The organism is Lentibacillus cibarius, assembly GCF_005887555.1.
In the GTDB taxonomy this organism is placed as follows: Bacteria; Bacillota; Bacilli; order Bacillales; family Amphibacillaceae; genus Lentibacillus; species Lentibacillus cibarius.
The window spans coordinates 3045016-3070446 of record NZ_VCIA01000001.1 but is presented as its reverse complement, the minus strand read 5'-3'; the positions used below and the strand labels follow the sequence as shown (position 1 = coordinate 3070446).

General features: G+C 44.5%; 25 protein-coding genes and 1 riboswitch. Of the genes, 12 read left to right on the top strand and 13 right to left on the bottom strand.

From position 1 onward, the window contains the following. Positions 1-42: 42 nt before the first annotated feature. Together FFL34_RS15035 and FFL34_RS15030 are read right to left on the bottom strand one after the other, a co-directional pair. Complete coding sequence (locus tag FFL34_RS15035) at positions 43-1119, bottom strand: C45 family autoproteolytic acyltransferase/hydolase (protein WP_138604146.1); 1077 nt, start codon at positions 1117-1119, stop codon at positions 43-45. 226 nt (positions 1120-1345) lie between these two features. Further along, entirely contained in the window at positions 1346-2197 is an 852-nt protein-coding gene (locus FFL34_RS15030) for a glycine betaine ABC transporter substrate-binding protein (RefSeq protein WP_171046403.1), read from the bottom strand. Between the two features lie 279 nt (positions 2198-2476). Here FFL34_RS15030 and panB point away from each other — a divergent pair, with 279 nt between their 5' ends. The 4 genes from panB (at position 2477) to FFL34_RS15010 (ending at position 6246) form a co-directional block, all read left to right on the top strand. Continuing rightward, positions 2477-3307, top strand: coding sequence for a 3-methyl-2-oxobutanoate hydroxymethyltransferase (gene panB / locus FFL34_RS15025; protein WP_138604144.1), 831 nt, complete (start codon positions 2477-2479; stop codon positions 3305-3307). An 11-nt stretch (positions 3308-3318) separates the two neighbouring features. After that, on the top strand, positions 3319-4191 hold the full coding sequence (gene panC, locus FFL34_RS15020) for a pantoate--beta-alanine ligase (RefSeq protein ID WP_138604143.1): 873 nt from the start codon (positions 3319-3321) through the stop codon (positions 4189-4191). A 191-nt stretch (positions 4192-4382) separates the two neighbouring features. Further along, complete coding sequence (locus FFL34_RS15015; protein WP_138604142.1) at positions 4383-5645, top strand: SEC-C metal-binding domain-containing protein; 1263 nt, start codon at positions 4383-4385, stop codon at positions 5643-5645. A gap of 124 nt (positions 5646-5769) precedes the next feature. Then, the gene (locus FFL34_RS15010) at positions 5770-6246 is read left to right on the top strand and encodes a GNAT family N-acetyltransferase (RefSeq protein WP_138604141.1); all 477 of its coding nucleotides are present in this window, start codon (positions 5770-5772) and stop codon (positions 6244-6246) included. 107 nt (positions 6247-6353) lie between these two features. Here FFL34_RS15010 and FFL34_RS15005 read toward each other — a convergent pair whose 3' ends face one another. The 9 genes from FFL34_RS15005 to FFL34_RS14965 form a co-directional block, all read right to left on the bottom strand. Continuing rightward, positions 6354-7292, bottom strand: a complete 939-nt coding sequence (locus FFL34_RS15005; protein WP_138604140.1) for a ketopantoate reductase family protein — start codon at positions 7290-7292, stop codon at positions 6354-6356. A gap of 409 nt (positions 7293-7701) precedes the next feature. Continuing rightward, positions 7702-8136, bottom strand: coding sequence for a cell wall hydrolase (locus FFL34_RS15000; RefSeq protein WP_138604139.1), 435 nt, complete (start codon positions 8134-8136; stop codon positions 7702-7704). 118 nt (positions 8137-8254) lie between these two features. Beyond that, complete coding sequence (locus FFL34_RS14995; protein WP_138604138.1) at positions 8255-8599, bottom strand: hypothetical protein; 345 nt, start codon at positions 8597-8599, stop codon at positions 8255-8257. Between the two features lie 199 nt (positions 8600-8798). After that, positions 8799-10148 carry an ISLre2 family transposase gene (locus tag FFL34_RS14990; protein WP_234031459.1) on the bottom strand — a complete coding sequence of 450 codons (1350 nt, stop codon included), beginning with the start codon at positions 10146-10148 and terminating at the stop codon, positions 8799-8801. Positions 10149-10410: 262 nt separating this feature from the next. Further along, positions 10411-11241: a phosphosulfolactate synthase gene (locus FFL34_RS14985; RefSeq protein WP_138604137.1), complete on the bottom strand. Its 831-nt coding sequence runs from the start codon at positions 11239-11241 to the stop codon at positions 10411-10413. Between the two features lies 1 nt (position 11242). Beyond that, entirely contained in the window at positions 11243-12628 is a 1386-nt protein-coding gene (locus FFL34_RS14980; protein ID WP_199799056.1) for an MmgE/PrpD family protein, read from the bottom strand. A 1212-nt stretch (positions 12629-13840) separates the two neighbouring features. Next, the gene (locus FFL34_RS14975; protein WP_138604136.1) at positions 13841-14224 is read right to left on the bottom strand and encodes a DUF4183 domain-containing protein; all 384 of its coding nucleotides are present in this window, start codon (positions 14222-14224) and stop codon (positions 13841-13843) included. A gap of 241 nt (positions 14225-14465) precedes the next feature. After that, positions 14466-14939, bottom strand: a complete 474-nt coding sequence (locus FFL34_RS14970; RefSeq protein ID WP_181955021.1) for a DUF4183 domain-containing protein — start codon at positions 14937-14939, stop codon at positions 14466-14468. A gap of 185 nt (positions 14940-15124) precedes the next feature. Then, positions 15125-15985 (bottom strand): DUF4352 domain-containing protein, encoded by an 861-nt coding sequence (locus FFL34_RS14965; RefSeq protein WP_138604134.1) that lies wholly within the window; start codon positions 15983-15985, stop codon positions 15125-15127. 251 nt (positions 15986-16236) lie between these two features. Between FFL34_RS14965 and FFL34_RS14960 the strand changes: the two genes are divergently transcribed. Next, positions 16237-17664: a hypothetical protein gene (locus FFL34_RS14960; protein WP_138604133.1), complete on the top strand. Its 1428-nt coding sequence runs from the start codon at positions 16237-16239 to the stop codon at positions 17662-17664. 162 nt (positions 17665-17826) lie between these two features. Here FFL34_RS14960 and FFL34_RS14955 read toward each other — a convergent pair whose 3' ends face one another. Further along, a complete protein-coding gene (locus tag FFL34_RS14955; RefSeq protein WP_138604132.1) occupies positions 17827-18318 on the bottom strand; it encodes a QueT transporter family protein in 492 nt (163 codons plus the stop codon). A 6-nt stretch (positions 18319-18324) separates the two neighbouring features. Then, positions 18325-18369: riboswitch (PreQ1 riboswitch) on the bottom strand. 323 nt (positions 18370-18692) lie between these two features. Here FFL34_RS14955 and FFL34_RS14950 point away from each other — a divergent pair. Further along, positions 18693-19052 (top strand): Lin0512 family protein, encoded by a 360-nt coding sequence (locus FFL34_RS14950; protein ID WP_138604131.1) that lies wholly within the window; start codon positions 18693-18695, stop codon positions 19050-19052. 147 nt (positions 19053-19199) lie between these two features. Here FFL34_RS14950 and FFL34_RS14945 read toward each other — a convergent pair whose 3' ends face one another. After that, positions 19200-19526: a hemagglutinin gene (locus tag FFL34_RS14945; RefSeq protein WP_138604130.1), complete on the bottom strand. Its 327-nt coding sequence runs from the start codon at positions 19524-19526 to the stop codon at positions 19200-19202. Between the two features lie 180 nt (positions 19527-19706). Between FFL34_RS14945 and FFL34_RS14940 the strand changes: the two genes are divergently transcribed. From FFL34_RS14940 to FFL34_RS14920, 6 genes are all read left to right on the top strand, one after another. Next, complete coding sequence (locus tag FFL34_RS14940) at positions 19707-20480, top strand: SDR family NAD(P)-dependent oxidoreductase (RefSeq protein WP_138604129.1); 774 nt, start codon at positions 19707-19709, stop codon at positions 20478-20480. Between the two features lie 263 nt (positions 20481-20743). After that, a complete protein-coding gene (nhaC, locus tag FFL34_RS14935; RefSeq protein WP_138604128.1) occupies positions 20744-22174 on the top strand; it encodes a Na+/H+ antiporter NhaC in 1431 nt (476 codons plus the stop codon). Positions 22175-22202: 28 nt separating this feature from the next. Further along, positions 22203-23315, top strand: a complete 1113-nt coding sequence (locus FFL34_RS14930) for a mandelate racemase/muconate lactonizing enzyme family protein (protein WP_138604127.1) — start codon at positions 22203-22205, stop codon at positions 23313-23315. Continuing rightward, positions 23312-23899, top strand: a complete 588-nt coding sequence (locus FFL34_RS14925; protein ID WP_325053280.1) for a GNAT family N-acetyltransferase — start codon at positions 23312-23314, stop codon at positions 23897-23899. The genes FFL34_RS14930 and FFL34_RS14925 overlap by 4 nt, the downstream gene beginning before the upstream one ends. 11 nt (positions 23900-23910) lie before the next feature. Then, complete coding sequence (locus FFL34_RS18960; RefSeq protein WP_325053279.1) at positions 23911-24039, top strand: hypothetical protein; 129 nt, start codon at positions 23911-23913, stop codon at positions 24037-24039. Continuing rightward, positions 24026-25183, top strand: coding sequence for a M20 peptidase aminoacylase family protein (locus FFL34_RS14920; RefSeq protein WP_234031519.1), 1158 nt, complete (start codon positions 24026-24028; stop codon positions 25181-25183). The genes FFL34_RS18960 and FFL34_RS14920 overlap by 14 nt, the downstream gene beginning before the upstream one ends. Positions 25184-25431: the final 248 nt, after the last annotated feature.

Here is a 25431-nt window from a genome sequence, read left to right as displayed (position 1 = left end):
AACGAAGAGGCTCTGGTTATACGTCCAGGGCCCCTTTTTTACTCAATTAAAATGGAAATTAGCTATTTCGCTAGGATTGCAAGCCTGCCCTTCCATGAGATACAAGTTATGTTTGTTCAAATCCATAATGATAGAAAAGGCTGTAACCGTACTTGTATATTCTGATGAATCCTCTTCCATATGCCTGCAAATCGAATTCGGATAATGTTCATGATCAGAAAACCATTGTCTAATTATATCTGTAGTAATAATCTTTTTATCATTAATTGTATTATTTATCAGCTTTTTAATCCTACTAGCTCTGTAAAATGTATTTTCTGTTGTATTCAGTTTTTCTTTTCCTATTTGATCGACAAGTCTTGCTGAACAAAAGTGATTCGTGTGATATAAAAAGTTATCTCGCGTTGTTTTTCTGTCTTCTCCAACAGGGGATATTTCGACATTGGTTGCCTTTGCGCCCGATTTATCGCATTGAGCAATTAAGAAATTTGCAGAAGAAGCTATTTTTTGATCCCTTATTTTTTCAAGTGCCTCATTCAGATCTATTGAATTAAGAATCTCTCTTAAGCCTAAATGAACCGGCAATTTATTCGACTTCATATTGGCACGTAACGCATTCAAACAAACCCCTAATCCGTAAGCGTTTAAGCCAATTTTCCCAATGATCCCACCTTCAGTCACCATATTGATCTCAGGTGCATCATTTTGCTTAATATTAGTGAAGATCAAGCTTTTTGATTGAGATGCTCGCCAATCCCAAGTCTGTCCTAAAAATGCACTTTCTGCTATCGTAGGCATTAATGCCACACTTGTACAGCCGTCACTTTTATTATTGGTTAAAGCTATTTCACTTCTGGCATTTAAAGCTAAAATATCATGAAAACTGACGGAAGCTCCTTTTGCAATCCCTTCCATTTCATCCAAAAGAGCAATATTTGTCTTTTCGATGTAATCAAGATGCAACTTTCCTAATTCAATCGCATGCTTCCATTTCATATTTGCTTCATACCAAAACAACCTTTCATAAGAATCCAAGCTGTGGTGAACCTCTTCCTTGGCTTGTGTTCCATGTTGTTTTCCAATATCAAATGCTGTACCAGATAAATATAATGCTTTCATAAAGCCCTACCTCCCTATGTTTTCCCTACATTACGTCGAAACGGTGATTGTTATTTTTAATGTTACCACTACTCACTTCATCAGACAATTTTTAATTATTGAATTAATTGCAGTGTAGTGTCAATTACTAACGTATTATAGATCGTCGTTACAACGAAATAGCCAAATCACCCACCGTTAATAACAGCAGCCGCTATCCTCTAACTTGGACGCGGCTGCTGCATCACTATTTCTCTAGCCATTTATCCACCTTATCCTGATGGTTCTTCACCCAGGCTTTAGCTAATTCTTCCGGTTCTTTTTCTTCTGAAAGGCCGATTTGCCATTTTTCAACCATATCCAGCGTCAGCTTCATATTGGAAAACAGTGTATAAGCTGTAGGTGACTGTTCTTTTAAGTCGTCTGTAACGCCAATTTGAACATCATCCAATTTCCAAACATTTTTAGGATCATCCAGAAATTTGATATCCAATCTAGTAAACATCGGGTGCGGACGCCAGGCGTTAAAAACAACGCCACCTTTATCAGCCATAGTACTTTCGGCTTGAGCAAGCATCGCGGCAGTACTGCTGTTTTTAATCTCAAAATCCTGCATGTTGTAGGCTTCTACCATCTTCTTGGTCGTTTGTGCCATCCCGCTTCCCGGATCGATGGCATATACCTGCCCATCAAATTTGTCCTGATACTTTTTCAAATCCGGAATAGCATTCACATCTTCCATATAGGTTGGGACAGCTACGCCAAGCGGCATCTCAGAGTAAAGTGTACCCGCTACTTCGAAATCATTTTTATATTTCTTTAAATAGGAGCTGTGCAGATTGGGCGACCAGATATCAATAAATGCATCAATACCCTCGTTGGACAATGCTTCATACAATATGCCAACTTGCCCCTCCTCAATCTCCACTTCATACCCAACTTGTTCCAAAATCTCCTTAGAAAGATATGCCGGAACCGTTGCATAATCATAAGGGTCTAACCCGATGGAAATTGTTTTTTGCTCGTCTTCATTTTGACTTTCCTGATTGCTTTTGCTTTCCTGCTTCTGATCCCCATCGCAAGCCGATAACACTAGCATAAGGGTCACGCTTAACCAAACTAATTTTCTTGCAAGACTTGCAGAACTAATAATTACTCCCACTTTCTTCATTTTGTAAGTGCATTAAATAGAGGTTACACCCCCATGTTTGAAGCACACTTCACATGTTATAATAACATACTTTTTCTAATTGTTTAACTAGCGCTTCGACTCAAGGACTGTTACTGCATCGCTTTTTCCTATATACATTTGCCCCCCTTTTTTGTATAATAATCAATATCAAATAGTTCTGAATCATATAAACGGAGAGGGATTTTAATGCTCAGTATACTAGATTTGAAACATATGAAAGCAAACAAGGAAAAGATTTCGATGGTTACAGCATATGATTACCCTTCTGCCAAACAGGCGGAGCAAGCCGGAATGGATATGATTCTCGTTGGTGACTCGCTGGGAATGGTGGTGCTCGGTTATGAGTCTACTGTTGAAGTCCAGCTGGAAGATATGATCCACCACGCAAAGGCAGTCAAACGCGGCGCACCGAATACATTCACTGCGGTGGACATGCCTTTCATGTCTTATCATATCTCACTTGAGGACTCATTAAGGAATGCGAAAAAGCTTTTTCAGGAAACGAACGCGCAAAGTTTGAAAGTTGAGGGCGCATCCGACGACATCCTTATTCTCATCCGGCGCTTAACAGAAGCGGGAATCCCGGTTATTGCACATATAGGATTAACACCCCAGTCCGTCAATGTGCTGGGCGGGTTTAAAGTACAGGGAAAAGATAAAGACGCTGGACAAAAGCTGCTCGATGACGCTAAAAAAGTGGCCGAGCATGGAGCTGCTGCGCTTGTTTTAGAATGCGTTCCGAAACAACTTGCAGCAATGGTGAGTCAATCTATCAGCATCCCTACCATCGGAATTGGGGCGGGTGTGGATTGTGACGGCCAAGTGCTTGTCTATCACGATATTCTAAAATACGGTGTCGACCGTCTACCAAAATTCGTGAAGTCTTATGCGGATTTTAATGATCATGGGACAGAAGCGTTGAAAGCGTACATGTCGGATGTAAAACAGGAAAAGTTTCCTACTGACGCCCATTCCTTTTTGGCTAAGAGCCATGATTCATTACCTGACACTGAGTGAGGAGAGATAACATGAAGGTCATCCGTTCGATTCCGGATATGAAACAATTAATGAGCGATTACAGGTTGCAAAAGAAGCAGATTGGTTTCGTACCTACCATGGGGTATCTGCATGAAGGACATCTAAGTCTGATGCGGGAAGCGAGTAAGGAAAATGATATCGTCGTGGCCAGTATCTTTGTTAATCCATTACAGTTCGGCCCCAATGAAGATTATGAAAGGTATCCAAGAGATGAACAGGCGGATGCACGTCAGGCAGAGGAAGCAGGCGTTGACGTGTTGTTCATCCCAGCCGCCGCTGAAATGTATCCTAAGCCAACACTCATTCAACTAGGAATCACCGATCGGACCGACGTCTTATGCGGCCGCTCCCGCCCCGGTCATTTTGAAGGTGTACTTACCGTATTAACGAAACTATTCCATATCGTCAGTCCGCACAAAGTATATTTCGGCTTAAAAGATGCCCAGCAACTAGCCGTTGTGGATGCCTTAATTGAGGATTTAAATTTTCCCATTGAATTAGTTGGATTGTCAACAGTTCGGGAAGCAGACGGATTGGCGAAAAGCAGCCGCAATGTTAATCTGACCGACCAGGAGCGAAACGAGGCCATTTGGCTTTATAAAGGATTGCAGCATGGACAACAGCTCATCCATCACGGCGAACAACACCCAGACCAGGTTGTTCGTGCAGTAACAGAAATCATGCAACAGAACCTATCAGGAACAATCGATTATGTGGAACTGCTCAGTTACCCGTCCCTAAAACCTGTGACAACGATTAATCAGCAGGTCATTCTTGCTGCCGCCGTTTACTTTGACAAGGCCAGACTAATAGACAACCTGCTGCTTGATCAAAATGGAGAGATTGTTGCACGGTATGACTAGGCAGAAATGGTATGAGGGAACCAGAGGGACAGGAACCATGGGCCATTTTCCAATATATGGTGGACCAGGTTTCCTGTCCCTCTGGTCTGAGGAAAGTCGCGCGGCACAGGCCGAATGTAAAGCAGCGCCCGGGACTGGACGAAAACAAAGATTAACAAGTATATTAGTACTAGGCACCGGAGCAATTCCGAATGGTTACAAACACCAGGCAGCTGGATAGTTTGGAGATGATGAATATGAGTAATCGGACTGATAATAAAGAACTACAAGAGAATCTGATGAGTGCGCTGGACGGCGCTAAGAAAGCCCGAGCTGATATGGAAAACAAAGAATGGAAACGTATTTGGCGTGACATCCAGGTTCCAATTAGCCTGAATGCCGCGTTGTCCAGATTGACGAAGGATGAGCTCACCAGCATACGTCAAAAACTGGACATTAAAAACGCAAGCAGTTTGAAGAAAGAGCAATTGATCCAGCTCTTACAACAGGTAATCCCATCAAGGTTCGAAAAAATATGTTTAACGATAGATACAGAGAGATTCAGTATCATCGAAAAGATTGCTAACCAAGGCGGATCCGTCAACGCAGAACACCTACCGCTTGAAACACTAAAAAAACTTGGCAACCATGGTCTTGTTTTTACAGGAAGTTATAATGGAGAAAAAGTTGCGGTCATTCCGGACGAGCTTATGGCAGCTTTTCAATCCATTGACCATTCAAATATAAAGACAACCATTGATAGGAATACAGAGTGGATTAAGCTGACGCATGGGCTTTTGTACTACTATGGCGTACTTTCTAATTCAAAGTTAATTGAAATGGTAAAAAAATATTCAGCCTTTGAAATGGGAGATTCACTTGATTTTTTCAAGGTTATAAACGAAGCGGAAGACTACTATGAAGAAATCAGATCTGATTGGAATGGGTTTTCCCATATCGACGCTTTTAATCCGGAACACATACTGAACGAACAGAATAAGCGACCGGGGATTCCTTATTATCCGTTCTCAAAGTCAGAACTAATTGCCGCTGGTGTGCCGGACTACATGGAACAAAACAACAGTTTTAAGCAATTCGAAAAATTTATTACCCAGCATTATAAGGTTTCACGCGAAGAGGCAGAGATGACTGTTGATCAATGTGCACATGGCGTTAAACTTGGAGAATCACCAAATGATATCCTGCACTTACTTCAACAGCAATTCGAGATGAAAGGAATAGATGATGTAAAGTTATTTATGGACCATCTCATCAACCTGTCCAACAACACCAGACAATGGTTTTTAAAAGGATTTACCGCAAAGGAAGTACATCAGCTGGAAAAAGGAAATTGGCGCTCATCCCCCGGTCATACAGACAATGTCGTTGATTTCCAATCCAGAAAGAAAGTCGGCCGGAATGATCCATGTCCATGCGGAAGCGGCAAAAAGTATAAGAAGTGCTGCGGGAGATAGAAAGTGGTCCAAAGGGGCAGGTGGTCCATTGAATGGGGTGGTCCAGAGGGACAGGAACCGCGGGCCAATACATAATGGACCAGTTTTCCTGTCCCTCTGGTCCAATGAATGGGAGGTAGTATGAATGCAGATTCGGGAGATGGAAGAAAGGGATAATAAACCTATGGAGCAAATTATTAAGCGCTCCCTGGAATCAGTTGGTTTAGATATTCCGGGAACGGCTTATTTTGATCCACAGCTGCGTAATCTGGCACAATTTTACAAGCAGCAACCCTATGCAAAGTACTGGGTTGCAGTGAATGAACAAGATGAAGTGGTTGGCGGCGTTGGCATTGCACCATTCCCGGAAGAGAAGGGAGTTTGCGAGCTGCAAAAGCTATATATCGCACCTGCTGCTCAAGGTATGGGGCTGTCAAAAGAATTAATGAAAACAGCACTAGACTTTGCGAGGAAGTATTATACGCATTGTTATCTTGAAACCATGGAAATACTCCAGGCAGCCAACAGCTTATACGTTCAGTTTGGCTTCCAACGACTGGAAACTGCACTGGATGGTTCAACACATCATACAATGGACACGTGGTTTTTAAAAGAACTGTAGCCACCGTGACAAGCGCAACTGGACCGAGGTTCCTGTCCCCTTGGTTCTCACTGTCCCCTTGGTTCTCATGACAAGCACATGGACCAATGAGCCTGTCCCTCTGGTTCTCACGTGGATTTGTAATAACTATTTTCAATAATTTTTATTAATTTGACCATCATATCGTTATATGGGGTTGGGATCCCGTGGTGTATTCCTTCTTCAACAATGGCACCGTTCATCACTTCTATTTCTGTCTTGCGCTGATGGAGCACATCGGTCAGCATAGAAGATGTGTTCATGCCAATCTCTTCTTTGCCCAATCGGATGCATTCAGCTACGGGGTCCTTATACAATAAAGGGATTTCCTTTGCTTTGGCAACCTTTACGGCTTCGGTCACCAAGTTGGCCAGGATGTCTTCACCTTCCCGGGTACGTATGGCGCCCCCATTCGTAAGTCTGGTAACTGCTGTCAATCCGTTATATGCCACATTCACGAGCAATTTGCTCCAGATAATGGACTGGACATTTTCCGACACATGTGTTTTGAGACCGCTCTCGGTAAAAACCGATGCCAGCTCATCCAGCAAATGCTGATCAGCACCATGTTGCGCATTCCCTATAAACGTCGTACCCCATGCCCGTTGAACAACGGTACCAGGTTCTACAATTCCTGCTCCGGCTTGTGTTCCGCCGATGAGGACGTCATTCGCTGGTGCCAGAGCTTTAATTGTTTCCATATTCCCAATCCCGTTTTGCAGCGTCATAATCGGCGTATTCTTATGTATGGCCGGTAAAACTTTTTCAAGGACGCTTTCTGTAGCAAAAGCTTTAACGAGTACGAGCACAATATCATAATCACCGGTCAGTTCAGCCGGGTTGGTTGCTGTCGAAAGCGCAACAGTTGACCCATTTCCATCCCAATCGATTATCCGCAGGCCATCTTTATGAATAGCTTTCACATGGTCATTCGGCCGGTTGAATAATGTGACGTCCACATCGCTTTGTTTTAGTTTTCCGGCAAATAAGCTCCCCATCGCACCGGAGCCAAGGATTAATAGTTTCATCTTTCCTATTCTCCTTTAAAAGTTTTATCTCGTCTCAAAATTCACTCAGTGAAACTTTTTCCGTCCATGCCTGTCGTGAACATCCGGAAAAAGGCATCCAGAGATTCCTCAAAAAAAGTGTTGGTCGTGGTGAGTGTAGTTGAAGGGCTTTCCTTAACTAATACAGCGAGGGTCATATGTGCACTTCCTTTGCAGATTTTTGTATGGATAAACCGGGTGTGTTTCTACAAATAGTATACCAAAAATACTGAAAAATGAAAGTATATTACAGCCGCAAGTGCCTGACTCACACCAGTGAAGCCTCCTTTCCAATATAAACCACAAAGGACAGGTCCATCGTCCTTTGTGGACCAATGAACCTGTCCCCGTGGGCCGCCCTTCCCGCGGGCCGCCCTGTCGCCCTTATCACTCAATAAACACTGTCACATGATCCGGCTGCCGGTTCATAGAAGCAATGGTTTTTATATTGGCCGGCAAAAGGTTGGCCGTACCATGTGGGCGGACATGGTGCAAATGGGTTGAAATACCAAAGCGAATATTTCGATGGATGGCGCCTCCAGAATTTCAAGTTCTTTCTTGCTAATCGTTTTTCAGCATCTCGCGCGGGCTGATAAAACATACTTCCCTTTTGAACAGCTTCAAAGGAATAATTTCCCCCCTGCACTTGATAAATGACTTCTCGAGCTGTTCTTACATCGATAAAGTCTAAACAATCCGCTTTCGCACGGTTAACAATGACATTTCCGACAAACATCATTCCCATTTTTCCTTCACCAACGGCCTCCGCTCGCATCATCCTTGCCATTAAATCAACGTCTTTACTTGTGTATTTTATGATTGACATTTTTTCACCCCAAAAATAGTGTATGAAAAAAAGCCCGCTTTGATATCATTATTCCTATCTTTCTTGTATTTCCCATGCTTCATTCGTTCCCGGGACGAGTTCCTTGCCCTGTCCTCTCTTACCTAGTATGCCAGAATGAAAAGCGGCTGCCCCGGTGTTCCTCTTTGATCAGATGGGGTGCCTTTTGATGGGTCTTTTCCAGGATGAGCTGTTCATTCATATCCACCGCTTTGACGTACTTATATAACACGCTTAGACTGATCACTGCTTGAATAATAAGCAATATGGGATCTATAGCTGCATTCATTCCACCTATAAAAAAGCTAACCATTATAAAGAGCATTTGCAGCCCTGTAACTACTGGAGATCTCAGCGCAATGGCTAAAACTGCCGTAATCAATCCTGCGATGAACAAGAACGGGTAATCACTTACAAATAGTCCCCAATCACCAGTGTTAATCATATGATCATCCTTCTTTCTTCCATTTGATAGTCTTATTATCTATCAATGATTGGAAAACTTCATTGACGTGCGTCAATTTGATTGAGTCAAGTACTTGTGGGAGATTTTTTTCAAGTCCCTTTTTTGTATTGTTTTAGTCAACTTTTGGTAACGGTTTCATGTTTATATCATTTTAATCAGTTGGTGCTTTTTTACTTTTTCAAATTCCCCGTAATCCTTTTAATGCGTCTGTAATTGGTTTCCCGATAGCCTGCCTCAGATAACCCAGATTGTTGCGTGTTGCTTCTGCAGCACTTTCTTTTAGCTTTTCTACAAAGTGTTTAGGCGGCTTTTCTTCTTTGCTTTCCTGTATTAATTCCTGCGTCTGTTCAAGTATCCCCTGCAGCGTTTTTATCTTCAGATTATCTTTGAGGGCAACCATGATATCGATGAATTTATCAAGCCCTTTATCACTCCAACTACGCCCGTTTTTGAGCCTTCTAGCGAACACACTCATCGTTCCCTCTGCACTCCCCATCGGGCGGAATCCTGTTGTATCTATGCCCCTCTCTTTTAGTTTTTCACGGTAATCTCCCAGTGCCTCTGGATATTGGGAAAGCTGGGCAATTAACTCTTCCAGCCGTTCTTCCTTCTTTTCATTTTCAAGCGTACCCACCGCACTGTTTAATTCCACCATGAAACCTTCCCAGTCATAGCTTGCTAGTTTCTTTCGGATGGAGCGGTATCTTGAATGACCCCGAAACAAACGCTGCACATCCCGGGCAACATGAAAACGGTCGATGACAAAGGTCGCATTATGCTGGAAATGATCCCGGCAGGATGTGATCCACTTCGCTCCATCCCCATTAATAACGAGGTGGTGCCTGGTCGGATCATACTCGTAAGTAGCCATTAGATACTGCTCAAATTCTTCCCAGAACGGCAGATTTCCTTCATGAATGAAATGTCGCTTCTCTATCAGCTTTGCTCGTTTACCATTCATTTCCCAGCCCTGATGCACACTGGCAATCTTAATTTCCTTGCCTTTTTTCTTTTTCTCTTGGCTTTTCGTATAAAGCCCGTCCACCTCCACGAATACAACATCCTGTTCGAGTGGCACTGACTCTTCCGGCACAACCTCCGTATTCAAAAGCTGCTGGCGTATACCTTCATGACTGATGACAGGGTAGCCCAAAAGCTTCTCCATTGCCTTCCCAGCCTGTCGATAGGAAACGCCTGTTACAGCCAGTTCAATAGCCAAATCTTGCACCACCGGACTCATTCCCTTTGTGCCGTCAAAAGCTAAATACTGATCCAATAAATAGACATACTTTCCCGTCTCTTTATCTTGATAATAATTTCTTTTCAGTTCCACCTGCCCAAAGACGGACTCAAACTTTAATGTTCTTTTATCCTTCAAATAAAATCGTTGCTTATCCCTTTCTGAAGCAATCGCCTCATCTATTTCCTGTAACGTCTGTGCCATCACCTGAGAAAAACTTTCCTGCAATGCACGGTATGTAATTTGTTCTAATTCTTTCATTGTAAGCGCAGATATGATATCTTTCATTAGAGGACCTCTTTCTATAGTTGTTGTTGTAGCAGACTTAACTATACAAGAAAAGGTCCTCTTTTTCATGTAAAACACCCTTTAAACTACCGCGCTTCGCTTGCTGGCCTCATCTTTGGCGTAGAAGTCTTCCGACTTCAACACCAAAGATGAGGTATATGTTCTCCCATAAACATTTTACTCTAACCGTCAATTTTTCTATCCTTTATATAGAAAAAACAGGGACAGTTTCAAAATGTCCTGTCCCTGCTGCTCACACTTGTCATTCACCATCATTAAACGTAATGACACGGCCCCATAGATCTTTGGTTCCCCAGATGCCTCTGCGCAGTACTTCCAGCTGAACAATTTGACTATGATCGACAAACACATTCACTTCCGGACCGTAGTTTTTCACATACCACTCAAACACTTCCGGATCTGCAGCTTCAAACACGACATTCTCCGTACCGAGTTCACGCGCGAATTGGGTGGCGATTTCCGTTCTCCAGGAGCGAACACTTTCCGTGATGCCTTCTGATTCAATCATCAGCATATAAGCTCCGGCGTCCAGGCAGCGTTTACCGACTTCAATTGCTTGCGACGGGTCTGTTACGCCTTCCGCTTCATTTTCTTCAATCGAGTTGGTGCCGCCTGCTCCGAACTGGACACCTATTTCCGGTTTAGCAAGCAATCCGGCAGCCTGCACTTTTTTCACCAGCCGAACAATGTCATCGGTCGGCATCGTAATGAAACCTGTCGATATTTCAATAATGTCAAAGCCGACCCGCTTGCATTCCTGCAAATAATGATCGACTGCTTCCGGTCCTTGCGTCAGAACGGTTTCCATAAATCCCCCGGTGGAAACTTTGACATCATAAACGTGTGCCAAATCCAGTAATTCGCGCAGTTTGTCTTCCGGGTAAAGCATGAATGAACCGCCCGAAAACTTCAGAATATCTATATACTCACCCATCGTTTCCAGCATATCCTGCAAATAATGCTTGCCCATCACTGTGTAGTATGGCCCACGAACCTCCGTGATTCCTTGGTTACGTGGTTTCATTTGCCTGTTGTTCATACGGATGTTTTGAAATGCACGTTGATTGTTCATATTATTCAGCCTCCCTGACTGTTATTTGTTCAAGTAGTGTTGTTAAATCAGAAACGTTTTTATTTTCCAAGCCGCGTATCGTACTTGCGATAGCCGCAGCATTTGTCTTGTTCACGTTGCGTGTTAGTCCATTATATTTTTCCATAAGCACGTCCCAGCTGGCCGGGCGTGTGTGAAATCCTTTGTAATCACTTTTTTCCATGGTCAGCGTTCGTCCGTCGTTTGTTTCCAGCGTGATATCGCATGCCATTTCTTGTGGAAAACGATCGCTGTACGCTTCACTTGGCTGTACGTCAATTTTTTGCAGCAGCTGTTGAATATCATCCCGTTTAATGCGTGCAGCTTCATATTGTTCAGGCATAACCTGACCGTCCAGGTACGCCGCTGCCAGCATATACGGTAGCGAATGGTCTGCTTCTTCTTTATAGCGGATGCGTTTTTTATCGCCCTCTTCACCCCCGCCAATAATATGGTAGGCAACATCAAATGTCTTTAGCTGAATGGACTTGATGGCTTCCGGCGCTATTCTTTCCTGTTCACGCAGTTCCAGCAGTCCTTCAATCGATGCTTGGGAATGAATTTCGGCGTTATAACGTTTCACAATGGTTTTGGTTACACGCTCAAGATCCTCATTGGACCAGTCCATGGTAAAATCACCAGCAATGGCATCCATGAATCCTTTATTTCCTTCAAAAACTTCACGCGGACCAGTTATACCGTACTTAGCGAGCATGGCCGCATGTACCGCACCCATCGCGGTATTTGGATAGGCGAGTCCTTTCCAGTTTGACAATTCGCCTGTTCTGGTCACGCGCAATGAGTTATATCCAGTTCCGGCAATGGCGATTGCATTGGCAATTTCACCAGCAGTCAGTCCCATTGCCTTGGCCGCCCCCGCTGCTGCAGCGTAGGCACCTTGGACGGTATGATCAAATCCATTCTTACGTACTGGTGCGATATCGGAAAGCCGGCACTGTACTTGGTAGGCCACCGCCAGCGCAAGCAACAATTGCTCCCCACTCGCATTGGCATATTCTGCAGCAGCTAGTACTGGTGCTATATTGTCAGATGGATGGCCTGTTTCTTCTTTTGCCAAGTACGCATCATTGAAATCCAAGTAACGAATCGCTGCACCATTGTAGAATGTTGCGTTATCCGGTGTGGTTTTTCCACCGCCTATCAAAGTGACATAAGGACTGCCACCCAGATCATCGGTAAGCCGGCGAATGCTTTTGACCGGCGCTCCCTCTAATGCCCCAATCGCACAGCCGACGGAGTCCAGTACACGCCCCTTTAATGCTTCTTTAGCCTCGGATGACAAATCATCCCAGCTAGCGGCATATACCCAATCTCCCAGCTTCTCTACCATCGTTTTTTGCTGTGACACGTAAACCACCTCTTCGAGACTATAATTGTCCTTGTGGCCGCAAGGGGAAGCGGATATCGTTTCTTCGTCCCGCTTCACTTATTATAATACACCCATCACCGATAAAAATAAATTATTTAAAACTATAAAAGTGATACATTATACTTATATACATTGATAACAACAACTTTTGATTTTTTTTAGAGGTGAATGAAGGTCTTGAGTGCCTGTCTCGAAACCAAAACAGCACTTGAATTCGGTCGAAAAGGTCTTGAGAGCCTTCCTCGAGACCATAACAGCACTTGAATCCGGTCAAAAAGGTCTTGAGAGCCTTCCTCGAGACCATAACAGCACTTGAATCCGGTCAAAAAAGTCTCGAGAACCCTCCTCGAAACCAAAACAGCACTCGGAATCGGTCGAAACGGTCCCGAGAACCCTCCTCGAGACCATAACAGCACTTGAATCCGGTTGAAAAGGTCTCGAGAACCCGTCTCGAGACCAAAACAGCACTCGAAAACGGCTGAAAAGGTCTCGAGAAACCGTCTCGAGACCAAAACAACGCTCGAATCCGGCCGAAACGGTCTTGAGAAACCCTCTCGAGACCATAACAGCACTCGAAAACGGTCGAAACGGTCTTGAGAACCCGTCTCGAGACCATAACAGCACTTGAATCCGGTCAAAAAGGTCTTGAGAGCCTTCCTCGAGACCATAACAGCACTTGAATCCGGTCAAAAAGGTCTTGAGAGCCTTCCTCGAGACCATAACAGCACTCGAAAACGGCTGAAAAGGTCTTGAGAGCCCGTCTCGAGACCATAACAGCACCTGAATCCGGCCGAAACGGTCTTGAGCGCTTTAGCACTAACAGAAGCAATCACGGAAATATCGGTACACAATGTGTCAGATGAGTTATATCATGAGGTAAGAGAACATTTTATTAAGAAGGGTTTTGTTGACTTGGTGTATGCTATAAATGCCATCAATAGCTGAAATCGTTTGGCCATCACGATCCGTGCTGTTCCCGGAAAATATCAGCCTGCAGGAAAATAGATACAAAAAGGAACGTTTATGTAGCCGAGCGCCGTGCAAGCCTGGATGCCAACGATTCCAAGTAGATGAGGGCCCTTCTGTGATAGATGAGGGTAGCAGGAAGAACAGACAGTACTTAAAGGTTTTTCCTCAAGAGCCCCACCAATATGCTTGGCGGAGCCCATTGGGGAAATAATTGCCGTTTGACTAGGTTTCAAATGTTCCTGAGGATGATGGTGTGAAGTTAACAATGTGGAGGACGACAGGACTGTTTTCCTTAATGGACGGACCCCCGGCCGGAACTTGAATTTCTAACGACCCGGTTCCCGTGGCTCCAGGTGTATAAGTGGACAACCCTTGCATTTGCTCAACACCGTTAATATACACCGTGTAATAACTATTATCCGTGGCTAGGTCTGGAAGCTCCGTAGCCGTCGAACCGTCATCCTGAAGAAAATCTCCAGCATCAACGATCAGTGTATCACCAGCAGCGGTTTCTGCTGTTGTGACATAGAAGAATTTTGCTGAATCAGGTTCAACATTCGTGTCAATCGTACCATCAATGGAAATTTTCATTAGCTGAAGTGCCATACCGAATTCACCTCCATTCTGCCAAGCTACTATTACCTTATGAGTCGGTCATTGCCAATGCTTGGACAGGAGTCAGCCAATGGTCGAAAACCAACAAGTAACTAGATGAATAGGTTCATGCATTTCTTGCCAGGCATTTTTAATGAAAAAGGACAATTATTTTAAGTTTGAGGCTTAGTTTCAGAGGATCCCTGGAACACATATCAATTTTAAATGATCATACTGGGGCATTTAGAAAGGTTTAATTTTTCACAATGACAAACAAAAGATTAATTGGAGCGTCAATTGGGGGAAGATCATCCGATTTTAAATAAAGAACACCTTCCTCCACATGGTAGATGGATGGAGGTTGTAAAACGCCATTTATAAACAAATTGATATAGGAAACATGGTCAGGATGAAGAATATCGCTGCTTCCGTATTGTTTCAATGCATCTTGGTTTGTATATACCTTTTTGCCTTCACTAGCCAAGGCAATGTATTGGGCAGTTTCCAAACCGATAGAAGGTGTTGGTGTCTGTTCCGGGGTCACATTAACTGTAATAGAAGGATTAAACGTGGGATTAAAGGTATTGACGGGACAATTGTTAACGTTTTCTTTGCTTTGCTTGCAACACCTACAGCAGCACCCACACGGCCTGCAGTCATTTCTATTTCCGTCCAATAAGTTTTTCTTCGCACACTCTCCACAGGGGCGATTTTGTTTTTTGGTCAACTTGAACTCCCCCTTTCTTTGCACTTTTCGAGCATATAAAAGCGTGCTGATACATTATCATATTTAAACAACGGACGAGTTGCTTGTGCGGATGTCAAGATTGAGGGGATTAAAAAGACCTACTTAGGTAACTGAATCTTTTTTCGTTAACCCAATAACCGGGAGAAAGCATCCCCCGGCTATGTCTACTTCCCGATATCAAAGGTAAATGGTTTGAAATTAAGATCATAATTTTCTGAGGACCCCTCGGCATGAAAGGTCATCGTTTCCGTCGATGGATCAACCGCCGGGAACGTGATCACTCCTTCTGTTTCCATACCTGGCAGGATACTGGATTGCACTTCCGGTAGACCACTATCATAGACCTGCTCTTCCTCCAGTTGTTTGTTGCCAATTAATAATCTGGAATTAAAACTGTAAAAAGAAATCTCCTTATCTGTGTTGTTCGTGATTTTCACATAGACGCGGGTCATATTGTCGGCAATCTCAACTTTATCCACATGCATGACATACCCGTGCTGGTCCTGGCTTTGATCGACCTGTATGGTCTCCATCGCTGGAGAGACGGCGGTTACATAATCCACGACTTCCACCGTATCTGCACCCACAACCAGGGCCTTTAATTCGGCACCAAAGGCATTTTCGCCAGTAAACTCATCCCGGATTACCCCTGATACACGAATATAATCTTCGCTGGATACATCCAAGTCTGGGTCCTCCACACCGACAATGACGTTTTGCTCCGCGTTTTCCGGATCAGCGAACACTTGTAAATAGGTTCCATCGTTATCGCGCTCCGGCTGGACAAATACCTTTCCCGTGAACGTCACTTCATAGCCTTTGTACGCTTTTGGATCAGAAAATACTTTATCAAATTCCGCTTGCTTAATCGTACCTTTCGTGGCGGATACCCCACCATCGCTGCTTTCTTCTGCTTCAGCAGCATCCGGTTCCTGACTGCCAGCTTCATTGTCAGTACCCTCTGCTTGACAAGCCGCCAGAATTAACACCAATACCATGAACACCATGATAGCGAAACGTTTCATTATTTCTCTTCCCCCTTCAAAGTTTTCTAGACTCATTATATCGAAAGGGGTATACAAAAAAGTGCACCTCATTAAAAAGGCAGGACGTGATGAAGAGATTCGTTCTAAAAGCCTTGCCCCCTTCTTTCGGACAAAGCTGGAAAAACATGCTTTTGAAACGGCCATCACTTGAAAACCATCACATCCGCCCAAATGCTACATAAAATATTCATGTATTTCCGTAGTTCTCAGTAAAGGGGAAATGGGTAACCATGGAACTAACATTGGCACATTGGTTGTATTTAGTCGGGACGTTGCTCATAATTTTAACGATGTTATTCAGACAAAACGTTGTTGTTCCAGCGTTAGTGATGAGTTTTTTCGTTGCTTGGTCGTTTACCGGATCTTTCCTGGACGGTATTCAAGCTATTTTCAATGCAAACTTGACGGCGGCGTCTGAACTGTTCAACATCTTTTTAATCATTGCCGTTATGACGGCTCTTTTGCGCTCGATTCAGTCGATTGGCGCGGATGAGCAGATGATTCAGCCGCTCCAAAAGGTCATGAAAAACGGACCATTAGCTTATTGGGTGCTTGTCGTCGTTACGTACTTTTTATCCCTATTCTTCTGGCCGGCGCCAGCTGCCCCACTCATTGGTGCACTGTTAATTCCGGTAGCTATCCAAGCCGGGCTCTCGCCAATCGGAGCGGCGATTGCAATTTCGCTTGCTGGCCACGGAATGGCTTTGTCGTCCGATTTCATTTTAAAAGTTGCACCTGAATTAACCGCTTCTGGCAGTGGTGTCCTTGCAGCTGGTGCAATCGGGGAGCAGACACTCATTTTGTCTTTGATTGCCGGGGCGATTTCGTTAGGCATTGCTTATGTCATGGTTCGCAAATCTATGAGAAAACCAGCAAAACAAAACCTTACTGAATGGGAAAATAGTGGCGATAATGATTTAAACATTAGGGAAGATGACACCAACATTAAAAAGGGTAAATACAGTCCCGTATTCGCTTTTCTCGTTCCATTTATCTTTTTAGTCATCGTCACCTACGTCGTTATCGCAACATTCTCTGATGTCATACCGGCTATTGATGAAGGGGCAGGTTCTTCCCTTGTTGGCGGTACAGCGATTCTCTTAATTATTGTCATGTCCCTGTTCCGCAACTACAAACAAACATTGCAGGAAGTGAGCGATCATATCGTCAACGGTTTCGTATTTGCCTTTAAAGTCATGGGGCTGGTGATCCCTGTTGCCGCCTTTTTCTTCATCGGAAGCGGAGAACTGGCAGGTCAGATTTTCGGTACAGACCCGGATACGACACCTTCGTTCCTATTTGACTTAGTGCAGGAAAGCCAGGCGTATATTCCAGATAACGCCTTTTTCACCGCATTGGGCGTGTTAATTTTAGGGATGGTCTCCGGTCTTGACGGTTCTGGATTTTCCGCCTTGCCACTAATCGGTTCGCTTTCCGAAGCACTGGCCGCAACAACAGGACTGGATCCAACAACCCTCGCTTCCATCGGCCAAATCGGTGCTATCTGGGTAGGCGGTGGTACACTTATTGCCTGGTCACCAATCATTGCTATTGCTGGCTTTGCAAAAGTATCCGTTATTGACTTGGTCCGAAAAAGCTTCATCCCCGTCTCCATTGGTCTGTTCGTTACCATGATTGCAGCATTACTGTTCTTTTGAGCGGTCGTTGAGACAAAACGGCCAATCACAGATACCGAAGTAAAATTAAGCACTTTCTTTCATTTTACTTCGGATTGGTCGAACCTACCATTGGTGGCATAACAAAAAAGTGCCCCAAAAGCATGTAGCCTTGGGACACTTTTTCGATATGGTATAGCAACATTAATTTTTTCCCATAAGCTGATGGAAATTCAATTTCTTATTCAGTACATACATAATCGGCATTCCGACGGCCATGATGCCTAATTCACCTAAAGCGGTCGTCAGCCATGTCAAGAAAAATGGCAAATCGAGAGCAAGATAAAGCTCGAATGCGATAATAAACATATTGAACGTAAATACCATCGTGTTTATCACGAGCAGCGTCCATGTATGTTTAATAAACTTGCCCACGAGTATGACAATCCCAAGCGATACGGCAGAGTGCGCGACGCCAAAGACCAAATCGTAAACACCCGTTGGTGAAAATAAATTGGTTAAGAGGACACCCAGTACAATTCCGAAAAAATATTTTTTGTTGAAGACAACGAGATGGTTAAAAATCTCCGGAATGCGAAATTGAATGTTCGAGAAGGCAATCGGGGCGGCGACCAATGACACGGCGACATAAGCAGCGGCCACCAGCGCATTGGCAGCTAGTGTTTTCGTATTCATATAAATCACTCCTTAGTTTTTTATCGTGGGATGGTTTCGAACCACGGTTTGGACACAAGTTCCAAACGATTCTATTATACCCGAAAATAAGGAATGTGCAAGACGAAACTAGTAAATTATCATTCAGCCGGCTTGTCCGATCACATCATTGACTTTCTTCCCGTATCGGCATCGCCAGCTAGGAAAAACTCGCGCGATATTCGAGAAAGACGCGCGACATAGCCCCAAACTAGCGCGACCTCGTGCCTGATCCCCAATACATCAACACACTAGCATTACAAGCCAAGAACAGCTACAATTGGTTATAAGCGTGGTACATCACATCATTTAATGAATACGCCAAACACTATCGATACAGCAAGGAGGAAAATCACATGAAAGACATTCTATTCATTGAAACAGGTATGGGGATTGACGTGCATGGTCAGGACGTTAACGTAGCATCAAAACGGGCTGTAACCAATGCGATTCACTATAATTCCATGCCCGGTGTGCGAAAAATGCTTCCGGACCAAAGCCTGGACAATATGCAAGTCCATGTGAAACTTGCCATTCCTAAAGACCATGATCAGCTGGATGAAGAAATGATCAAAGCACTCATTCCGTACGGGACAGTCACTGTGGAAGTAATGAATGGTGGTATGGCCACGACCAGCGGGATTTATCTGGAGGATCAGCAGGATAAAAATGACTTTATGTATATCGTCAACGCAGTGGTGGAAGTAGGTTATTAATATGGTAAGAAAATTACACCCCTCTATAGGCAGCTAATGAATCCTGTAACCACCCTCACTCACCAGGTTAGGGTGGTTATTTCTAGTCTGACAGAATGTATATTTTCTTTTTAAACAAAAAAGCAGCCCATTTGGACTGCGTTCATTTCATTGCTGACCGATTGCCTTTTTAATTCTGTAAATTTCGGTTTCGTTTTCGAAGTTTTTCCTAGCGAGCAGATTCATACTGTCCTGCAATTTATTTACCCTTTCATCCATTACATCAAATCGCTTATCCACTTCATCAAATCTTGAATTCATCTCCGCTCGGAAGTGATCAAATCGTTTGTCTACTTCTTCAAATCGTTTATCTATTTCTTCAAACCGTTTGTCCACTTCTTCAAATCGTTTGTCTACCTTTGCAAAGCCGTCATTCATTTGATCATGCAGCTCCTTGATGGCTTGCATGATTTGATCATTTTGTTCATTCGTCACTCCAACACCCTCCCCTTTGCTTCATAATCTACTAACCTCATTATAAACTACTCCGCAAAAATAATCTATTGGAAAACGCAAGCAACTTTCTTGGTGCCTGGCACGCAAACAACTTTGATAACAGAACAGTAAAGCGTAAAATAAATATGAGGCCTAACAAAATACGCAAGGAGTGTTTATATGACACAACTACTGACTGGTAAAGCTGGTTTAGTAACAGCATCGGGGTCAGGCATTGGCAGAGGAAGTGCTGTTGCTTTAGCTAAAGCCGGGGCCAAAGTAATGGTTTCTGATGTTGACGAAGAAGCAGGAAAGGAAACGGTAAGAATCATAACGGAAAATGGAGGGGAAGCCAAGTTCTTCAAGTGTGACGTGAGTGATGAGGAACAAGTAAAAGCTCTAGTCGATGAAACAGTTGCGGCTTTTGGAAAGTTGGATTTTGCCCATAATAACGCTGGTATCAATGCCGGTCAAAAGAAAATTGGAGAATTGGATTCAAATGACTGGGATAAAACATTAAAAGTTACGTTATATGGGACTTTCTATAGCATTAAACATGAAGTGAATGCGATGCTGAAAACTGGTGGTGGCGCAATCGTTAATACAGCGTCCGGTGCTGGAGTAGAAGGTTCCCCGAATATGACACCATATACCGCATCCAAACACGGGATCGTTGGATTAACGAAATCTGTCGCCCTGGAATATGGGAAACAAGGCATTCGAATTAATTCCATCGCTCCGGGTGCAACAATGACACCCGCGATAGAAAAATGGGCGGAAAGAGCACCCGAACAATATAATGGCGTTTTGGAATCCCTTCCAGCCGGTGAAATGTCGACACCTGAAGACCAGGGAAATGCAGTGACGTTCTTATGTTCTGACTTGGCCAGACAAATTAGTGGTGTCACCATCCCTGTTGACGGTGGATATGTGGCAGGTAAATTACAACAGTAACAAGACGTTTTTCACGATTCGCAGTCAAAATTGATCTAAATAACGAAAACACTAAAAAAGAGGGCGCTTCAGCTCTCTTTTTGTGTTTGACATCTTTCCCCCTATCATTGTCTCCGTGCCTAGCCCTTAATTAATAAAGGCAATCGACACACCCAATTTCCCATTCCAATAATAAATTTTATTGACAATTTTCGATTTTTACTGCAAAATTAACCTCGTATATTATCTCTGAAAATTACATCATATTGGGGGAGGGCAACATAATGAGTGTTGATATTAAGAAACGACATATACCGGTTTGGTGGGCAGTTCTGCCACTGGCAATCATGATTACGGCAATGGTACTGACAATTGTTGTATTCAAAGGGGAGCCCCATATTCCGTTAATCGTCGGAACAACTGTTGCGGCACTTGTCGCTTGGAAAAACGGCTATGCATGGACAGAAATAGAGGAAATGATGTTTCGCGGCATTCGCCTTGCGCTTCCCGCGGTGATTATCATCATGATGGTTGGTTTGACGATTGGTGCCTGGGTAGGAGGCGGCATTGTTGCGACAATGATTTATTACGGGTTGAAAATCATCTCCCCTTCCCTATTTTTGGTAACAATCATCATTATTTGTGGACTTGTAGCGCTGACCGTGGGTAGTTCCTGGGCGACAATGGGGACAATCGGTGTGGCCGGCATGGGAATTGGCATGAGTATGGGGATTCCTGCACCAATGGTAGCGGGGGCAGTTATTTCCGGCTCTTATTTTGGCGATAAAATGTCACCGCTTTCAGACACGACAAACCTAGCTTCAGGACTGACAAATACAGACTTATTCGATCACATCAAGTATATGTTTTACACGACAATACCCGGCTTGATTATTGCCCTGATTGTGTTTTTCTTTTTGGGAAGGAACTTTGGATCCGGAAAGATTGAGAAGGGAGGAATCAGTCAGATGATGGCGGATATGCAAGCCAATTTCGTCATTTCTCCCTACCTCCTGTTAGTGCCATTGACCGTTATTTTACTGGTGGCCCTAAGGGTTCCGGCCATTCCGGCTATAGCTGTAGGGGTGGTTATGGGATTCTTTTCTGAAATTATCGTACAAGGAGATACGATTTCCAATGCGTTAGCTGTGTTGCAAAACGGATATACCATCGATACATCCAATGAAATGGTTTCTGAATTATTCAATCGTGGCGGTTTAATGTCGATGATGTATACCGTTTCGATGACCATTGTCGCCATGACGTTTGGCGGTATTCTGGAATACTCCGGCATGTTACAGGCGATGATGGATCAGCTGCTGAAGGTGGTTAAAAGGACAGGCTCCCTAATCGCTTCAACCATCGGAGCATGCTTTTTAACAAATGCCACGTGTTCCGAACAATATATTTCTATCGTCGTTCCATCACGCATGTTTGCTAGTGTTTACAAGGAAAAGGGATTGCAATCAAAAACCCTCTCCCGCTCACTGGAGGACGGCGGAACCTTAACGAGTGTTTTTGTACCTTGGAATACGTGTGGTGTATTCATTTACGGAACATTAGGTGTCCATGCTTTTGCCTATGCACCCTACGCTATCTTAAATTTTTCCGTTCCGCTGATTGCACTGTTCTATGCCTTTACCGGGCTTACGATTGCAAAAATGAAAAATGCCAATCAAAATGAAACTAATAGAAAAATAGAATCAGCACAATAACCAACAACAACTACAAAAGGAGATTTCTATGAAAATAACAGCCATTGAAGCTTTTGTCATTGAACTGCCATTAATCGAACCGTTTACCATTAGTTACGTTTCGTACGATAAGATGCCATCAGTCATTGTAAAAGTGACAACAGATGATGGCTGGACAGGCTATGGAGAAGGTGTTGCGGATGAACATGTAACAGGCGAATTGGTAGAAAGTGTTTACCAGGTGATTACGAAAACACTTGCCCCCCTGCTTATTGGTGAAAATCCGTTCAACCAGGAAAGAGTGCATACCATCATGGACCGGGCGATTCTCGGCGCCCCAACCGCCAAGGCTGCACTGGACATCGCATGCTTCGATATTGCCGGAAAAGCACTTGGGGTACCAGCTTATTCCCTGCTTGGCGGCCGTTTCCATGACCGATTTCCGATCACCCATGTGCTCAGCATTGACACCCCGGAAATGATGGCCGACAAGGCGGAGAAGCATGTGGCTAAAGGGTATACATCGTTTAAATTGAAAGTGGGCTACGATAGACAGGATGATGTGGACCGAATCAAAGCGGTTCATGATCGTGTCGGCCGTCAAGCAAAAATCCGGGTCGATGTGAATCAGGGCTGGCAGTCATCCGCTGCAGCCTTACAAGCGCTAAATGATTTGAACAACGTATCCCTGGACTGGCTGGAGCAACCGGTTCTAGCGTCAGATATCGATGCCCTTCGTGAGGTGAAAGCCAAGGCGACAGTGCCGATCATGGCGGATGAAGCGCTCACCGGCTTTAAGGAGATGCGGGAGATTATTGCCAAACGGGCTGCTGATAAAGTGAATATCAAGCTGATGAAGTGCGGCGGCATGTATCCGGCTGCCAAACTAGCAGCCATGGCTGAAATGGCCGGTATGGACTGCCAAGTCGGTTCCATGGTCGAGTCGTCCATTGGCTCGGCGGCAGGATTTCATGTGGCTTTTTCCAAAAAAATGATCACAAGTGTCGAGCTCACCGGACCGCTCAAATTTTCCCGGGATATTGGCAACCTGCATTATGACGTGCCGTTTATCCAATTGAATACACGTCCGGGCCTTGGTGTAGATATCGACGAAGCCATCCTTAATGATCTAACCGTTTATTCAGAGGAGGTTACCTCATGATGGAAACACCTATGCTTACAGAAGGCGAATTGAAGACAACTGGTGAGCCATTTCATGTCCGAATGCTTGCCAGTACTGATCTTACAACCATTTTGCAGCTCCAGTCTGCCGTGGCAGCATCCCTGGAAAATCCGGAACAGCTGCAATCCCTTACACGAGAGGAATTTTCATCTATTTTATCCGGTAACGGGTTTATGATCGGGACATTTATTGGTGACGATTTAATTGCATTTCGCGCTATGTTCGTCCCCCCCACCGATGATCCGGAGCACCTTGGGACGGATGCTGGTCTCGGAGAAGAGGATCTTTCGAAAATGATCTATTCCGAGGTTTCCGTCGTCCACCCTAGGTATCAGGGAAATGGCTTGCAGACGTATATGGGCCACTTGGTCATGGCGCATGTAGATGCAACACGGTTTCCGTACGTGGCAGCAACCGTTGCCCCATTCAACATTCCCAGCCTAAAGGATAAGCTCGCACTCGGCATGGAAATCGTTGCATTAAAAGAAAAATATAACGGAAAACTGCGGTATGTCCTCTTCCGAATCTTTTGTCGGACGAAAAGCCGTCCCCAACTGATGTAAAAATTGTCAGCATGGAGGATACAGACGCACAGCAGCATTTGCTTGAAGCCGGCTACCGTGGGACCTCCATCCAGGCTAGTGACGGGACGTATGAAGTAACCTATCAAAAAAGAACGGAAGGCACTAATGAAAGGCGGTAAAGAAGTGATGTCGGATTTGCAGAATCGTGTAAAAGATACGTTTCACCATTTGCATCAGCACGCTGAAATCAGCTGGGAAGAAACAGAAACGACAGCCTATATTGCGTCTATTTTACAGGAACAAGGGTGCGCCGTGACAACGTTTGCAGACTGCACAGGCGTGGTCGGTACATACGGCAATTTCGACAGCAACCTGCCAGTCGTCGCCATCCGTGCCGACATGGACGCGTTATGGCAGGAAGTGGACGGAAAATTTCAAGCAAACCATTCATGTGGACACGACGCCCATATGGCGATGGTGCTTGGCTTGGTATGGAAAATAACAACCGATCCAGCGCTGAAAAATAAGGTAGCCTTGAAATTTATTTTTCAGCCTGCTGAGGAACTAGGGGCGGGCGCGTTAAAAATGGTCGAAAAAGGCGTGGTCGATGATGTCGATTATTTATTCGGTGTCCACCTCCGCCCGGCTGAGGAAACGGGAATGAATCACGCAGCGCCGGTCATTGTCCACGGGTCCAATACCACGTATAAGGTAGAAGTCAGCGGCCACGATGCCCACGCGGCCCGGCCGCATTTGACTGCTAACGCGATTGAAGTGGCATCGGCCATCGTAGGTCAGCTTAACAGCATTCATCTTAATCCGCGCGTCCCCCATTCGGTAAAAATGACCAACATCACCGCCGGGGGCAAGAGTACCAATATCATTCCGGGTAACGCTTCGTTCGCGGTGGATATGCGCGCACAGGATAATCAGACGATGGATGAGATGACGCAAAAGGTACAGGAAATATTTCAGACGATGGAACGTCTCTATGGGGTGACCATCACGATCACGGACACGGAATACATTCCGGCAGCAGCCGTCAACGATGAAGCCATTCAGATTATGGAACATGCTGCAGCACGCGTACTCGGCGACGACCATGTGCATCCACCGCTCGTGACACCAGGCGGCGACGACTTTCATTTTTACACTATCAAGCGCCCGACCTTAAAAGCGACCATGCTCGGCCTTGGGTGTGACCTTAAACCAGGCCTCCACCACCCGGACATGATCTTTCATCATGACGCGTTAATGAACGGTGTCAACATATTGTATGAGGCCGTTACAGGCGTGTACCGTGACGGGGATACGGACAGTTAGCACTCCTTTACCCTAAACGCTGGTATGATAAACAACGAAGACATACCATATTAAAAGCCGATCCATACTGCTACATGGAACACTTCCAATAGATTTTTTGAGCCCAATCATCCCTCAGCGCTGGCTAACGGCACATGAGGGATGATTTATTTTCGGACCACCTACACTATATAGATTACAGAATAATAGTAATTTGCTATAATTAACAAACACGACCATGCATCGAAACAATACAAAGCAATAGAAAA

Excerpts from the sequence above, each read along its gene's own strand:
- FFL34_RS14990 (WP_234031459.1), bottom strand. The coding sequence starts at position 10,148 with ATGAAAGATATCATATCTGCGCTTACAATGAAAGAATTAGAACAAATT.
- FFL34_RS18960 (WP_325053279.1), top strand. The coding sequence starts at position 23,911 with ATGGAGGATACAGACGCACAGCAGCATTTGCTTGAAGCCGGCTACCGT.
- FFL34_RS14950 (WP_138604131.1), top strand. The coding sequence starts at position 18,693 with ATGAAAGACATTCTATTCATTGAAACAGGTATGGGGATTGACGTGCAT.
- FFL34_RS14930 (WP_138604127.1), top strand. The coding sequence starts at position 22,203 with ATGAAAATAACAGCCATTGAAGCTTTTGTCATTGAACTGCCATTAATC.
- panB (WP_138604144.1), top strand. The coding sequence starts at position 2,477 with ATGCTCAGTATACTAGATTTGAAACATATGAAAGCAAACAAGGAAAAG.
- FFL34_RS14960 (WP_138604133.1), top strand. The coding sequence starts at position 16,237 with ATGGAACTAACATTGGCACATTGGTTGTATTTAGTCGGGACGTTGCTC.
- FFL34_RS15015 (WP_138604142.1), top strand. The coding sequence starts at position 4,383 with ATGGTTACAAACACCAGGCAGCTGGATAGTTTGGAGATGATGAATATG.
- FFL34_RS14965 (WP_138604134.1), bottom strand. The coding sequence starts at position 15,985 with ATGAAACGTTTCGCTATCATGGTGTTCATGGTATTGGTGTTAATTCTG.
- FFL34_RS14985 (WP_138604137.1), bottom strand. The coding sequence starts at position 11,241 with ATGAACAATCAACGTGCATTTCAAAACATCCGTATGAACAACAGGCAA.
- FFL34_RS14940 (WP_138604129.1), top strand. The coding sequence starts at position 19,707 with ATGACACAACTACTGACTGGTAAAGCTGGTTTAGTAACAGCATCGGGG.
- FFL34_RS15030 (WP_171046403.1), bottom strand. The coding sequence starts at position 2,197 with ATGCTAGTGTTATCGGCTTGCGATGGGGATCAGAAGCAGGAAAGCAAA.
- FFL34_RS15000 (WP_138604139.1), bottom strand. The coding sequence starts at position 8,136 with ATGTCAATCATAAAATACACAAGTAAAGACGTTGATTTAATGGCAAGG.
- FFL34_RS15035 (WP_138604146.1), bottom strand. The coding sequence starts at position 1,119 with ATGAAAGCATTATATTTATCTGGTACAGCATTTGATATTGGAAAACAA.
- FFL34_RS14975 (WP_138604136.1), bottom strand. The coding sequence starts at position 14,224 with ATGGCACTTCAGCTAATGAAAATTTCCATTGATGGTACGATTGACACG.
- nhaC (WP_138604128.1), top strand. The coding sequence starts at position 20,744 with ATGAGTGTTGATATTAAGAAACGACATATACCGGTTTGGTGGGCAGTT.
- FFL34_RS14955 (WP_138604132.1), bottom strand. The coding sequence starts at position 18,318 with ATGAATACGAAAACACTAGCTGCCAATGCGCTGGTGGCCGCTGCTTAT.
- FFL34_RS15005 (WP_138604140.1), bottom strand. The coding sequence starts at position 7,292 with ATGAAACTATTAATCCTTGGCTCCGGTGCGATGGGGAGCTTATTTGCC.
- FFL34_RS14995 (WP_138604138.1), bottom strand. The coding sequence starts at position 8,599 with ATGATTAACACTGGTGATTGGGGACTATTTGTAAGTGATTACCCGTTC.
- FFL34_RS15010 (WP_138604141.1), top strand. The coding sequence starts at position 5,770 with ATGCAGATTCGGGAGATGGAAGAAAGGGATAATAAACCTATGGAGCAA.
- FFL34_RS14925 (WP_325053280.1), top strand. The coding sequence starts at position 23,312 with ATGATGGAAACACCTATGCTTACAGAAGGCGAATTGAAGACAACTGGT.
- panC (WP_138604143.1), top strand. The coding sequence starts at position 3,319 with ATGAAGGTCATCCGTTCGATTCCGGATATGAAACAATTAATGAGCGAT.
- FFL34_RS14920 (WP_234031519.1), top strand. The coding sequence starts at position 24,026 with ATGAAAGGCGGTAAAGAAGTGATGTCGGATTTGCAGAATCGTGTAAAA.